The 13,037-nt window shown below is 74.1% G+C and carries 10 protein-coding genes; 4 read left to right on the top strand and 6 right to left on the bottom strand.

Annotated elements, in window-relative coordinates:
* Positions 1-72: 72 nt before the first annotated feature.
* Entirely contained in the window at positions 73-1,383 is a 1,311-nt protein-coding gene (locus tag ACIHCX_RS23870; protein WP_400032637.1) for an ABC transporter substrate-binding protein, read from the top strand.
* 50 nt (positions 1,384-1,433) lie between these two features.
* Here ACIHCX_RS23870 and ACIHCX_RS23875 read toward each other — a convergent pair whose 3' ends face one another.
* Together ACIHCX_RS23875 and ACIHCX_RS23880 are read right to left on the bottom strand one after the other, a co-directional pair.
* Entirely contained in the window at positions 1,434-3,053 is a 1,620-nt protein-coding gene (locus tag ACIHCX_RS23875; RefSeq protein WP_400032639.1) for a hypothetical protein, read from the bottom strand.
* Between the two features lie 192 nt (positions 3,054-3,245).
* Positions 3,246-4,631 carry a transcriptional regulator gene (locus tag ACIHCX_RS23880; protein WP_400032641.1) on the bottom strand — a complete coding sequence of 462 codons (1,386 nt, stop codon included), beginning with the start codon at positions 4,629-4,631 and terminating at the stop codon, positions 3,246-3,248.
* 327 nt (positions 4,632-4,958) lie between these two features.
* Between ACIHCX_RS23880 and ACIHCX_RS23885 the strand changes: the two genes are divergently transcribed.
* The 3 genes from ACIHCX_RS23885 to ACIHCX_RS23895 all read left to right on the top strand — a co-directional run bounded on the left by ACIHCX_RS23885 (position 4,959) and on the right by ACIHCX_RS23895 (position 8,110).
* Positions 4,959-5,633, top strand: coding sequence for a bifunctional DNA primase/polymerase (locus ACIHCX_RS23885; protein ID WP_400032643.1), 675 nt, complete (start codon positions 4,959-4,961; stop codon positions 5,631-5,633).
* A gap of 72 nt (positions 5,634-5,705) precedes the next feature.
* Complete coding sequence (locus ACIHCX_RS23890; protein WP_400032645.1) at positions 5,706-6,503, top strand: ABC transporter ATP-binding protein; 798 nt, start codon at positions 5,706-5,708, stop codon at positions 6,501-6,503.
* A complete protein-coding gene (locus ACIHCX_RS23895; RefSeq protein WP_400032647.1) occupies positions 6,500-8,110 on the top strand; it encodes a transporter in 1,611 nt (536 codons plus the stop codon). Before ACIHCX_RS23890 ends, ACIHCX_RS23895 begins: the two co-directional genes overlap by 4 nt.
* A 6-nt stretch (positions 8,111-8,116) precedes the next feature.
* On the opposite strand, the gene ACIHCX_RS23900 is transcribed toward ACIHCX_RS23895, so the two are convergent.
* The 4 genes from ACIHCX_RS23900 to ACIHCX_RS23915 all read right to left on the bottom strand — a co-directional run bounded on the left by ACIHCX_RS23900 (position 8,117) and on the right by ACIHCX_RS23915 (position 12,967).
* Positions 8,117-9,019: an alpha/beta fold hydrolase gene (locus tag ACIHCX_RS23900; RefSeq protein ID WP_400032649.1), complete on the bottom strand. Its 903-nt coding sequence runs from the start codon at positions 9,017-9,019 to the stop codon at positions 8,117-8,119.
* A 471-nt stretch (positions 9,020-9,490) separates the two neighbouring features.
* Positions 9,491-10,183, bottom strand: a complete 693-nt coding sequence (locus tag ACIHCX_RS23905) for a metal-dependent transcriptional regulator (RefSeq protein ID WP_400032651.1) — start codon at positions 10,181-10,183, stop codon at positions 9,491-9,493.
* Positions 10,184-10,602: 419 nt separating this feature from the next.
* Positions 10,603-12,030, bottom strand: coding sequence for a PAS domain-containing protein (locus ACIHCX_RS23910; protein WP_400032653.1), 1,428 nt, complete (start codon positions 12,028-12,030; stop codon positions 10,603-10,605).
* Positions 12,031-12,211: 181 nt separating this feature from the next.
* The gene (locus tag ACIHCX_RS23915; RefSeq protein ID WP_400032655.1) at positions 12,212-12,967 is read right to left on the bottom strand and encodes an SIS domain-containing protein; all 756 of its coding nucleotides are present in this window, start codon (positions 12,965-12,967) and stop codon (positions 12,212-12,214) included.
* Between the last annotated feature and the right edge of the window lie 70 nt (positions 12,968-13,037).

Raw genomic sequence — 13,037 nt, forward strand, 5'->3', positions numbered from 1 at the left:
TCACCCATACGTCACCACTCGTTGACCGAGAGTCATCAACGGGTTGGCGATGTGGCGGAATCGTGCGTGAGCATGACCGGCAGGCGAAGCTCCCGTGGCACATTCCTCTTCCCCCTTACTCGCCTCACCCGGTCCGTGAGAAGAGCCCTGCTGCCGGCGGGGGCTCTGCTGGCGTGTGCCTCGCTCGCCGCCGGCTGCGGAATCGTCCCCGGTGCCACGGGGGGCTCCGGGGGCGGTTCCGTGACCGTGATGACGTGGGCGCCTCAGAACACGCGGGCGACCAACAAGCCCGGCATGCCCGCGATGGCCCTCGCCTACGCCCGCTGGGTCAACTCCCACGGCGGCATCGCCGGCCGCAGGCTCAACGTGCTGACCTGCAACGAGGGCAACGAGAGCGTGGCCGCGGCGAAGTGCGCGCGGCGCGCCGTCAAGGAGAACGCGGTCGCCGTCGTGGGCTCCTACAGCCAGTACAGCGACTCCTTCTTCCCGCCCCTCGAGGGGGCCGGAATCCCGTTCATCGGCGGCTACGGCGTCACCACCACCGAGTTCACCCGCGCCCTGTCCTACCCCGTCAACGGCGGCCAGCCCGCCCTGCTGGCCGGTCTGGGCAAGGAGCTCGCCCAGCAGTGCGGCCCGGTCACCCTGATCCGGCCCGACACCATCGCGGGCGACGAGCTGCCCGGGCTGCTCAACGCGGGGCTGCGGGCCGGCGGACACGAACCGGCCGACGACCAGCGGGCCGCCGAGGACGCCACCGAATACTCCGACCAGGCCGATCTGGCGCTGCGGCAGGCGAGCGCCGACCCGGGCCGGCCGGGCTGCGTGATCCCCGCCCTCGGGGAGCGCACGAACATCTTCATGGACTCCTTCCGCCGCGCGCGCGACTCCTATCCCGAGGTGCGCACCGCCGCCGTGCTCGGCAGCGTCGACCAGACCGTGATCGACGCCAGTGGCGGGCGGTCCGGCCCGTACGAGGGGGCGCACCTCACCGGCTGGTACCCGGTGGCGAGCGACGCGCGCTGGGACGGGATGAAGAAGGTGATCAACGAGGCGGCCTTCGGCGACAACCGCATCGACCCCGAGGACGCCGGGGTGCAGACCACATGGATCGCCTACACCGTGCTCCGGGCCGTCATCGAGCAGATCGGCGACGGGGAGGTGAGCGCCTCCACCGTGCGGCGCGCCCTCGACGGCGGGCTCGAGGTCCGCACCGGCGGGCTGACCCCGCCGCTGCGGTGGCGTCTGTCCGACCTGCTCGCCTCCACCGGCTTGGCCCGCCTCACCAACGCCGACGTGTCCCTTCAGACGGTGCGCCGGGGCCGGCTGGTGCCGGCCGCGAAGGGCTTCGTCAACGTGGCGAAGACGCTGGAGGAGGCCGACTGAGCCGGCCCGCTCCGGCGAGGGGTCCTAGGGCCTGTTGCGGTGACCGGGCCTCACAGCTGGGTCGGCTGACGCTGGGTGAGGCCGTACGTCTTCGCGATCGAGTTCCACAGCTGGGCGGCCCTGGCCTTCTGGCCGCTGGCGACGTTGCTCTCGCGGTCGCCCGCATGCCTCTCGCCGGTGGGACGGGCGTGGCCCTTCTTGCAGCCCTTCTTGCCGTGGGCCTGGTCGGCCCAGGCCGCGTAGTGCAGGTCCGCCGACTCCGAGGCCTTCCAGGCCTTGTCGAGGGCCGCCGTCAGCTCGGCGTGGGCGGGGAGCTGGTCGACGGACAGCTGTCCCAGGCGGTTGACCAGGCCCTTGCGCTGCTCGGCCGCGGCACGCAGGTCGGAGGCCGCCTGGTCGAGGTTGGAGCAGTTCGTGACGTCGGCCACCGCCTTGATCACGGAGGCGCGGCTGCTGCCGCTGTCGGCCAGCAGCTTGTCCAACTCGACCGCCTGCTCCTTGGCCGGGTCGGCGGCGGGCGAGGCGGAGGCGTCGTCGGTGGCGGGCGCGGTGGCCGCGACGTTGGTGTTCTTGTCGCCGCTGTCGCTGTCGCCGTCGCCGCCGCTGAGCAGTGCCCCGGCGCCGATGCCGAGGACGGCGATCCCGACGCCCACGGCCGCGATCACCGGCACCCGCGAGCCGGTGCGCCGGCCTCCGCGGCCGCCGTCGCCGTCGTACCCGGCGGGCGGGGTGGGCTCGGGCCGGGCGTGGAACTGGTCGGCCTGGCCCTGCGGGAGGTGGGGCAGCTGCTGGGTCGCCGGGCCCGCGCCGCCGGAGTCGTTGCGGAAGAGGTTGTCGAACTCGGCCGGCGTCTGCCGCCCGTCCGCCTGGGCGTCCACGGGCGCGATGAACTGCGTCGCCTCGGCGTCGGGGTGACCGGGTGCGGCACCCTGGGGCATCCCGCCCGGGAACGGGGCCGGACCGCCGCCCGCCGCCGGCGGCATGGCTCCCGGCCCCACCGGCGGAATGTACTGCGTCGCTCCCTCGTCCACCGCCGCGCCTCCCATGGGCGGCAGGAACTGGGTAGCCCCTTCGTCCGCGGGCCCACCGGGGACCGGCGGGATGTACTGCGTCGCTCCCTCGTCGGCGCCCGGCATCCCCTGCGCGGGGGCGCCGTGCCCGGCCGCGTACGGGTCCGCCCCGGAGGACGGCAGCCCGTGCGCGCCCGGCGGTATGGAGTGGCCGGGGACACCGTAGGGGTCGGCACCGGCGGGCGGCAGCCCGTGCGCGGGGGCGCCGTAGGGGTCGGCGCCGGGCTGCTGGTACGGCGGGGCGCCGTGGGACGGGGCGTTCTCCGGGGGCAGGGGGCCCGCGCCCGGATGCCGGGGCGCCTGGCCCTGCACGTCCCACTGGCCCTGCTGGTACGGCTCAGGAGAGCCCCACGCCTGCTGCCAGCCCTGGTCCTGCTGCTGCGGCTGCTGCTGCGGGTCGGGGCCCCACGGCTGGCCCCAGGCCTGACCGCCGGCCGGGGTCGCCCCCGGGGCCCGACCGGCCGGCTGCCCGGCACCCGGGTGGCCACCCGGTCCGCCGGGCATGCCCGGCAGCAGGGGCTCACCACCGTCGGAGGGCAGCACGATGCCTTCGTGCGCGGGCCGCGCCGAGGGCTCCTCGCCCTGTCCACTCTGCGTCACCGGGACTCCTACGAATGGGGGACCTTCGGAATCGTCGGCTCACGCTACCGGGTCCCCGGAGCCCCGTGCCACGCAGCACAGGGCCAGACCTCCTTCCCTGTGACGGCAGTAACAAAACCCACGCCCTGCACGCTGCTTTATGTCCCGGGTCTCACAACGGACATGTGCGGCCCGAGGAACCCGGAAACACGCTCACGCCGCCACCCGCGTCTCCAGCCGTGCCCCGAACTCCCGCACCACCGGCTCGTCCCGGAACGGCTCCAGGCGCTGCTGGAAGTCCTCCAGGTACTCCGCGCCCCGGTCGGAGCGCAGCGTGCGCAGCAGCTCGACCGCTTTCAGCGCGGTGCTGCAGGCCTGTTCGACCTCGCGCTGCTGCACCTGCGCGGTGGCGAGCAGCAGATGGCCGATGGCCCGTCGCCGCGCCCGCGACGCGGGGTGCCCGGCCAGCGACTCCCGCGCCGCCCGCGCCGCCGCCTCCGCCTGCCCCAGGTCCCGGTGGCAGTGCGCCAACTCGTCGGCGAGATAGGCCTCGTCGAAGTGCGCGATCCACGTCGGATCGTCCCCGGAGTGCGGCTGGGCGGCCTCCAGCGCGCTCACCGCCCGCCCGGCGGACAGCTGGGCCGCCCGCGCGTCGCCCATCAGGGCGTGCCCGCGCGCCTCGGCCGCGTGGAACATCGCCTCGGCACGCGGTGTCACACGGCCGCGCGCGCCCTCCTGCGCCGCGCGCGCCAACTGCGCGATCTCCCGCGGGTTTCCGAGCTGTGCGGCGAGGTGGCTCATGGAGGCGGCCAGCACATAGCCGCCGTAGCCGCGGTCGCCGGCCGCCTGAGCGAGCCGGAGCGCCTGGATGTAGTACCGCTGGGCCAGGCCCGGTTGGCCGGTGTCGACGGCCATGTACCCGGCGAGCTCGGTGAGTCGGGCGACCTCGGCGAACAGGTCGCGGCCCACCGCCTCCCGGTAGGAGCCGGCGAGCAGCCCGGAGACGACGCTGTTGAGGTAGTGCACGACCACCGGGCGCACATGCCCGCTGCCGTGGCTGTGGTCCAGGTCGACCAGCGCCTGCGTCATGGCCCGTACGGCGGCGACGTCGGACTGACCCACCCGCGACCCGGCCGCCCGCGCCACCTGCGGATCCGGCGCGGAGATCAGCCAGTCACGGCTCGGCTCGACCAGCGCGGAGGCGGCGACGGCGGAGCCGGACAGGAAGTCCCGGCGGCCCACGTCGCTGCGCCACAGCTCGCAGACCTGCTCGACGGCCCCGAGCACCGTCGGCGAGAACTGAAGGCCCACGCCGGAGGCGAGGTTCTTGCCGTTGGCCATGCCGATCTCGTCGATCGTGACCGTACGGCCGAGCTTGCGGCCGATCGCCTCGGCGATGATCGCCGGGGCCCGGCCGCGCGGCTGCTGTCCACGCAGCCAGCGCGCCACGGACGTCTTGTCGTAGCGCAGGTCGAGACCGTGCTCGGCGCCGCACATGTTGACCCGGCGGGCCAGCCCGGCGTTCGAGCAGCCCGCTTCCTGGATGAGCGCCTGCAACCGTTCGTTCGGCTGCCGCGCGACGAGAGGCCTGGCGGCCATGGCGTTAACCCCCTGAGGCTGCGGTGCCTGCCCACGCACCGGGTTGACGGCTCTTGCGCGGCCGGACGCGATCCGCGCTCCGGCGGAAACTCCGGCCGTGGAGATCGATGCCCCGTGGACATACCGACAATGCGGGACATGTGAGGATTGCCGGGGTGAAGGTGGATGCCGCCCCCCACAGATCTACCCGGCGTCCGGCGGCGATCCTCCCGCGCGCCCCCGCCCATGCACCCGTGCGCCCCGGGCACCGAGGGGGTGCTCCACCCCGGCGCGTCCACCCACGCGACCCGCCCGTAACTCCAGGTGGGCGCGGCAGTTGAGTGGGGCGTGAAAGAGACGATCGCGGGCGCGCAAGCCGCACAGAGCGCCGACCGGGTGGCCGGTCACATTCCCCAGCAGCGCGGGGAGTCGCTGCTGGACACGGCCGTTCGCTACACCGAGGAACGCCACTGGGACGTGTTCCCCGGCACCTGGCTGGTGGCGGTCGGCGGGATGCAGCGCTGCTCCTGCGCGGACCCCGGGTGCGCCGCGCCCGGCGCGCACCCGGCGCGGGGGGACTGGGCGTCCCTGGCGACCGGCAGCGCAAGCACGGTGCGCCGGATGTGGCAGCACCGGCCGACGGCGTCGATCCTGCTGCCCACGGGCCGTACGTTCGACGCGGTCTCCGTGCCGGAGACGGCCGGGTTCCTCGCGCTGGCCCGGCTGGAGCGGATGCGGTCGGCACTGGGGCCGGTGATCCTGACCCCCGGGCGGCGGATGCAGTTCTTCGTGCTGCCGGGCACGTCCGTGAAACTGCCGTACCTGGTACGGAAGCTGGGCTGGTCGCCGGCCTCCCTCGACCTGGTCGCCCTCGGCGAGGGGGCGTACGTGGCGGCGCCGCCCACACGGTGCGGGTCCCGGGCCGTGCAGTGGGCCTGCCGGCCGACGCCGGCCAACCGGTGGCTGCCGGACGTCGAGGAGCTGGCCCCGCCGCTGGCGTACGCGTGCGGAAGGGACCGGTAGGCCACCCGCGCAGGGCGGAACCCCGGATCAGCTCGGTCCCGCGCCCCTCGGGCGGGGAGCCCCGTAGGGTTCATGCCGACGGAGGGAGCAGTCGTAGTGGGTACAAACGCCGTACGCGTGCAAGGGCTCTGGAAGCGGTTCGGGGAGCAGGTCGCCGTCGCGGGGATCGATCTCGAGCTGCCCGCGGGGAAGTTCATCGGTCTGGTCGGGCCCAACGGGGCCGGGAAGACCACCACGCTCTCCATGGTGACCGGGCTGCTGCGGCCCGACCAGGGCACCGTGGAGGTCGTCGGGCACGACGTGTGGCGGGACCCGGTGGCGGTGAAGGCGCGGATCGGCGTGCTGCCCGAGGGGCTGCGGCTCTTCGAGCGGCTGTCGGGCCGGGAACTGCTGTCGTACTCCGGGCGGTTGCGCGGGCTGCCCGGTGACGAGGTGGACCGGCGGGCCACGCAGCTGCTGGACGTGCTGGACCTCGCCGGCGCCCAGCACAAGCTCGTCGTCGACTACTCGACCGGCATGCGCAAGAAGATAGGACTCGCCTCCGCGCTCCTGCACAACCCGGAGGTCCTCTTCCTCGACGAGCCCTTCGAAGGCGTCGACCCGGTGTCCGCGCAGACCATCCGGGGCGTCCTGGAGCGGTACACCGCCTCCGGCGCCACCGTCGTGTTCTCCTCGCACGTCATGGAACTGGTCGAGTCCCTGTGCGACTGGGTGGCCGTGATGGCCGCCGGCCGCATCCGCGCCCAGGGCACGCTCGCCGAGGTGCGCGGCGAGGCTCCCACCCTTCAGCAGGCGTTCCTCGAACTCGTCGGCGCGCAGGGCCGGGACGCCGGATCCCACCTGGACTGGCTGGGCGGCGGTTCCCGATGAGCACCGGCACCGGGGCCCCCTCGGTCACGCCCGTCGTCGTACGGCTGAAGCTCTCGCTGCTGCGCAACGGGCTCAGGCAGTCCGGCGGGCGGCGTGCCGCGTTCATCGCGTCGGCCGTCGTCGCGCTGCTGTTCGCCGCGCTCCAGATGACCGCGCTGATCGCGCTGCGCGGCCACGCGCACATCGACGCCGTGGCCGTGCTGGGCGTGGCCGTGCTGGCGCTGGGCTGGGCCGTGATGCCGCTGTTCTTCCCCAGCGGCGACGAGACCCTCGACCCGACCCGGCTGGTGATGCTGCCGCTGCGGCCGCGACCGCTGGTCGGCGCCCTGCTGGCGGCGTCCCTGGTGGGCATCGGGCCGCTGTTCACGGTGCTGCTGCTGGTGGGCTGCGTGATCTCGGTGGCGCACGGGGCGGCGGCGTCCGTCGTCGCGGTCCTCGCCCTCGTGCTCACGCTGCTGGTGTGCGTGGCCCTCGCGCGGGCCGTGGCCGCCGCCAACGTCCGGCTGCTGACCAGCCGCAAGGGACGGGACCTGGCGGTGCTCAGCGGACTGGTCATCGCGATCGGGGCGCAGGTCGTCAACTTCGGCATGCAGCGCCTGGGGACGGCGGGCCTGGGCCAGCTCGACCCGGTCGCGGACGTGCTGCGGTGGCTGCCGCCCGCGTCGGCGGTGGGCGCGGTGGACTCGGTGAGCAGGGGCTCCTACGGCGTGGCGACGGCCCAGCTCGCGCTGACCGCGGCCGCCCTGGCCGCCCTGCTGGTGGTGTGGTCGCGCAGCCTGACCCGGCTGATGACCTCGCCCGACTCCTCGACCCTCCAGTCCGCCGCCGCCCCCGCGCGCGAGCGGGCCCGCGAGGGCGGCGGCCTGGCGCGGTGGCTGCCGGCCGGCCGCACCGGCACCGTCATGGAGCGCAGCCTGCGCTACGTCTGGCGCGACCCGAAGACCAAGGCGGCCTGGGTGACCTCGCTCGCCATCGGACTGATCGTCCCGGTGTTCAACGCGGTCCGGGACAACGGGACGCCGTACTTCGCCTGCTTCGCCGCGGGCATGCTCGGCATCCAGATGTACAACCAGTTCGGCCAGGACACCTCCGCGTTCTGGCTGGTCGCGCTGACGATCTCGGCCCCGCGGGACGCCTACGTCGAGCTGCGCGCGCGGGCGCTGGCCCTGCTGCTGATCACCCTGCCGTACGCCACCCTGGTCACGGTGCTGACGGCGGGCCTGCTCGGCGAGTGGCGCCGGCTGCCGGAGGTGCTCGGCCTGTCCTTCGCCCTGCTCGGCGCGTTGCTGGGGACCGGGGCGTGGACGTCGGCCCGCTTCCCGTACTCCATCCCGCAGGAGGGCCACAAGAACGTGGCCGCCGGTCAGGCCGGTCTCGCCTTCGCCTCCATCTTCGGCGGCATGGTCGCGGCGGCCCTGCTGTGCTCGCCGTTCATCGCCCTCCTCATCTGGTCGAACGTCAGCGCCTCCGGCGGCAGCTGGAGCTGGCTGCTGCTGCCGGTGGGCGCGGCGTACGGGGCGGCGCTCATCCTGCTGGGCCTGCGTCTGGCGGCGCCACGCACGGCGGCCCGGCTGCCCGAGATCCTGACGGCGGTGAGCAAGGGCTGAGGGGGCTCATCCGGTGAGCACCGCCTCCAGGAAGGGTTCGATGGCCGTCCGCCAGGCCTCCGGCTGGTCGTAGTGGACGAGGTGACCGGCGTCGGCCACCTCCGCGTACTCGCCGCGCGGCAGGACGCGGACCATCTCCTGGGCCTCGGCCCGGCCGAGTTCGCCGTCCAGGCCGCGGAGCACGAGGGCCGGGCAGCGGACCTGGGCCAGCTCCTCCCAGTGGGCGTCGTACACCCAGGCCTCGCGGGAGGCCAGCATCTGCCGCGGATCGAAGACGGGGCGCCAGCCGTCCGCGCTCTCGTGCATGACCTCGGCGTAGAACTCGCCGCGTGCCGGGTTGGGGCGCTCCACCCAGGGGTCGTCCTCGCCGAACCACTTCCGTACGTCGGCGAGGGCGGCGAAGGGCACCGGCCAGGCCCGGAACCAGTCCTCCCACTCCCGCTGGGAGGCGGCGCCGAGCGCGGAGGCCCGCATGTCGCAGATGACGACGGCGCGCACCAGGTCGGGGCGGCGGGCGGCCAGCTGCCAGGCGGTCAGCGCGCCCATCGCGTGCCCGATGACGACGGCCGGGCCGAGGCCGAGCTGTTCGAGGGCGGCCTCGGCGTCCTCCACGTAGGCCTCACGGGTGTAGGTGGCCTGCGGCGGCTTCTCGCTCTGGCCGTGCCCGCGCTGGTCGAGGGCGACGGCGCGGTGCCGCCCGGAGAGCCAGCGGGCGGTGGCGGCCCAGTGCGAGGCACGGCCCATGAGTCCGTGCAGTAACAGCACGCCGTCGGTCCGCCCGGGTCCCGCGTCGGACCGCTCCGGCGTCCGCTCCCTCACCTGCCCCGGCACGGCCTTCGGAGGCTCGGCGAACTCCCAGGCGGCGAGCCGTACACCGCCCGACCCGGTCACGTCGATGCGCCGCACCATTGGTCCTGGCACCCCCCTGGAACCGTGTTCCGCTTCTGTATGCCGTCGTGCACATTCCTGTAGCGCGGGCCGCGGGCCCCTCCCACGCGGGCACTCAGATTATCGAATACCTATTCGAAAATTTGGGTACCGCCGCCAACACCCCTCGTTCGAGTGACGCCTGGCCAGGATTGATCGCCGCCCCCCTGGGGAGATCTTCAACGGGAGGCGGACCACTCGGGGAAAAGGGGTCCGCGGGGGACGACCCTGAGAGCTCGGGGCTCCGGGTCGCCGAAGGGGAGGCAGGGCCCCGGCGCCGCACGGCGCCGGGGCCTTCCCCACATCTGCGGCACATCTCCCCCACCCCTCCTTCACACCCCACGCCTTTCGCGACAGCCTCGCACGCCCGGCGACCGCGCGCTGCGCTTCGACGCGCTGAGCCACGGACGGGGGAACACGGCGAGCCGGACCGGCGGCCCGGCGGCGGCCCGCTCAGCGCTTGGCGACGAAGACGTGCGAGGCGATCTCCGTGTCCAGCTCCGCCGCCTCGCCGCCGCTGCCGACCAGCACCCCGCCCGCCGACTCCGTCACGCTGACCACCGAGCCGGGCTGCACGCCCGCGCGGCGCAGCGTGTACATCAGCTGCGCGTCCGTCTGGATCGGCTCGCCGATCCGGCGGACGACCACCGTCTTGCCGTCGGCCCCCGGGTCGAGGTCGGACAGCGACACCATCCCCTCGTCCAGGAAGGGGTCGGCGCCGTCCTTCTCGCCCAGCTCCTCCAGGCCCGGGATCGGGTTGCCGTAGGGCGACTCGGTCGGGTGCCGCAGCAGCTCCAGCACCCTGCGCTCCACGGCCTCGCTCATCACGTGCTCCCAGCGGCAGGCCTCGGCATGCACCTGCTCCCACTCCAGGCCGATCACGTCGACCAGCAGGCACTCTGCGAGCCGGTGCTTGCGCATCACGCGCGTGGCCAGCCGGCGGCCCTCGTCCGTGAGCTCCAGATGCCGGTCCGGGGCCACCGAGACCAGGCCGTCGCGCTCCATCCGCGCGACCGTCTGGCTCACCGTCGGCCCGCTCTGGTCCAGTCGCTCCGCGATCCGGGCGCGCATGGGGACGACGCCTTCCTCCTCCAGCTCGAGGATGGTGCGGAGATACATCTCCGTGGTGTCGATCAGTCCGGACATACGTGCCCCTCGATTACCTCGGCCGGAAGCCCGGCGGCTTCCCGGCGCGTGCGCTGGCCCTGGAGTCAATTCTGACGCATCCCACTGACAACCGGGCAGGCCTCGCGCAACGCAGACGACCCGCGAGCTGGGTCCCTCCGCCTCGGCGGAGGAGCCGGCCGGACGTACCGGCAGCTCGCGGGTCGGGTGACTGCTTGAAATTGGGCCGGCCGCACGTGTTCTCACGCGCCGGTCCGGCACCGCACAGGGTGGGGTGACGGGCCGCTAGCCCGCAGCCACCTCACGCGTCCGGGTCTCACTCATCTACCGGATCACCTCCCTTCGTGTGTGCACAACACCCTAGGAAGTGGACCGGCGATACACAACAGGTTTTTTTCGCGCCAGCCGGTGCGTCGGCGCGGCAAGGCGCCCTCGTGCGGTCAGGCGCGGGTGTCCTTCGCCAGGAGGGCGAGGTCCAGGACCGCCGCGATGCGTGCGGCCACGTCCTCGGCGTAGGCCGCGTCGGCACGCTCGAAGGGGGCTCGGCCGGAGCCGCGCAGGAAGGTCACGACGCCGAGGGTGCGTCCGCGGCTGCGCAGCACCGCGCACAGGGCGTGCACGGTGTCCGACGGCCACTGCCGGGCCTCGGCCCACTCACGCGCCCGGTCGGCCGGTACGGACCCGGCGGAGGCCCGCACGGAGCCGACCCGCTCGACGCACTGGAGGGCGGGGTGTCCCGTTCCGTAGCGGACGGGCAGCCCGGCCTGCCCGGTGAGCAGGCTGGGCCCGGGGCCGCCGGAGGGGGTGGCCGCGACGCGGACCAGCCGGACCGGGGCCGCCGTCTCGGAGTCGGCCGGGGCCGCGCCCGCCACCCGGTCGATCAGGGCGTGGTCGGCGAAGCCGGCGAGGGCGAAGTCGAGGTGGACGGTGGCGGCCTCGGCCGGGTCCTCGCACTCGGCGGCGGCACGGGCGGCCCGGTGCAGCTGGTTGCCGCGGAACCGCAGCAGCGCGGCCTCCTGCTCGCCCTGCTTGGCCTCGGTGACGTCGGCGAAGAGCCAGGCGACGCCGAGCGGTACCGGTTCCTCGGCGAGCGGTGAGGCGAGCCGGACGAACCCGCTGCGCCAGCAGCGCCGCCGGTCGCCCTCCGCGGTGCGTACGCCCACCCAGAGCTCCGCGGGGGCGGGCGGGGCGCCCTCGGCCAGCACGTGGGTGAGCGCGCTCTCCAGTTCCTCCGCGCCCTGGGCGAGCAGTTCGCCGAGCGGCCGGCCCAGGGCCGCTGTGCGGCCGATGCCGAGGGCCTGGGCCGCGTAGGGGTTGACGACGGCGGGCCGCAGGTCGGCGTCGACGAGGACGACGCCCCAGAAGGCGTCCTCGAACAGGGCCTCGCTGAGCGCGATGGACCGCTCCAGGTCGATCTGCGCGTGCACCTCGCTGAAGGCGCAGTACAGGCCGGCGGGCTTGCCGTCGGGCCCGTGCACGACCGCGGACTGGGTCCGCACCAGGACGCGGCCGCCGTCCTTGGTGAGCAGCGCGAACTCGTGCACCTGGCGTCCGGGGGCGTGCATGGCGGACATCAGCCGCCCCTCGACCTCCTCGGCGTCCGCGCTGCGCACGGCCCAGCCGGCGAAGCCGTGCCGTCCGACGGCCTCGGCGGCGGTCCAGCCCAGGATGCGCTCGGCCTCACGGTTCCAGTGGGTGACGACGCCGTCGGCGTCGAAGGCGCACAGGGCCGCGTCCATGCCGTCGAGGAGGGCGGCCAGCAGGTCGGAGCCGTCGTGGGCGTCGGGCCCCTGCGAGCCGTCCCGCTCGGGCTCGGGCTCGTCCGGCCCCAGCTCGTCGGTGGCCCCTTTACGCCGGGAAGCACTCACCTGGACCCCCTGCAGGCTGCGTCCGCACGTACGGCACGTCGTTTCGCTCACTGCCCATCATTCAACTGGAACGTGACCCAGCACACACCGAGTTCCCAGAACATGGAAGGAATTGCCGTCCGGGGAAATTCCCATGCGCGGGGACCGACGCCGTGGACGTGCGCGTGCGCGTGCGGTCCGGTCAGTGCCGGTAGAAGATCCGGTCGGCGTACCGGTCGAAGACCTGGGCGTTCCACTCGTGGCCGCCGTCGACGTTGCCGGAGCGCAGCAGCGGCGGTTCGACACCGCGGTCGGCGAGGACGCCGGCGGTGGTGGCCATGACCGCCTGGAGGAGGGCGGAGGTGACGACGGTGGAGGCGGGCGCGAAGGGGGCCGCGACGGTGTCGAGGGTGAGTTCGGCGTCCCCGACCGCGATCTTGGAGTCGAGGACGATGTCGCAGTGGTCCTTCAGGAACGTCCCCGAGGCGTTCCGGGACGTGGTCTCGGTCGCGTAGGCCACCGAGGTCACGCCGACGACCCGCACGCCGAGGGCGCGGGCACGCATGGCCATCTCCACCGGCAGGGCGTTGCGCCCGGACAGCGAGACGACGACCAAGGCGTCGCCGGAGCGGAGGGGGGAGCTGTCCAGGACCGCGGTGGCGAGGCCGTCGACGCGTTCCAGGGCGGAGCCGAGGGTGGCGGGCACGACGTCGACGCCGACGGTGCCGGGAACGGCGAGCAGGTTCATCAGGGCCAGCCCGCCGGCGCGGTAGACGAGGTCCTGGGCGGCAAGGGAGGAGTGGCCGGCGCCGAAGGCGAACAGGCGGCCGCCGGCGGCCACGGTGTCGGCGAGCAGCGTCCCGGCCGCGGCGATCTGCTCGGCCTCCTCGTCCCGGACCCGCTGGAGCAGGCCGATGGCGGCGTCGAGGAACTGCCCGGCCGGCGTGCGGTCGCTCATGCGTGGTCCGTCCCTTCGGGGGCGACTGTGTGTCGCGGATCACGGTGAGGTCTGGACCAGAGCCATGTCA

The sequence above is a fragment of the Streptomyces sp. NPDC052043 genome, assembly GCF_044548235.1.
Classification (GTDB): domain Bacteria; phylum Actinomycetota; class Actinomycetes; order Streptomycetales; family Streptomycetaceae; genus Streptomyces.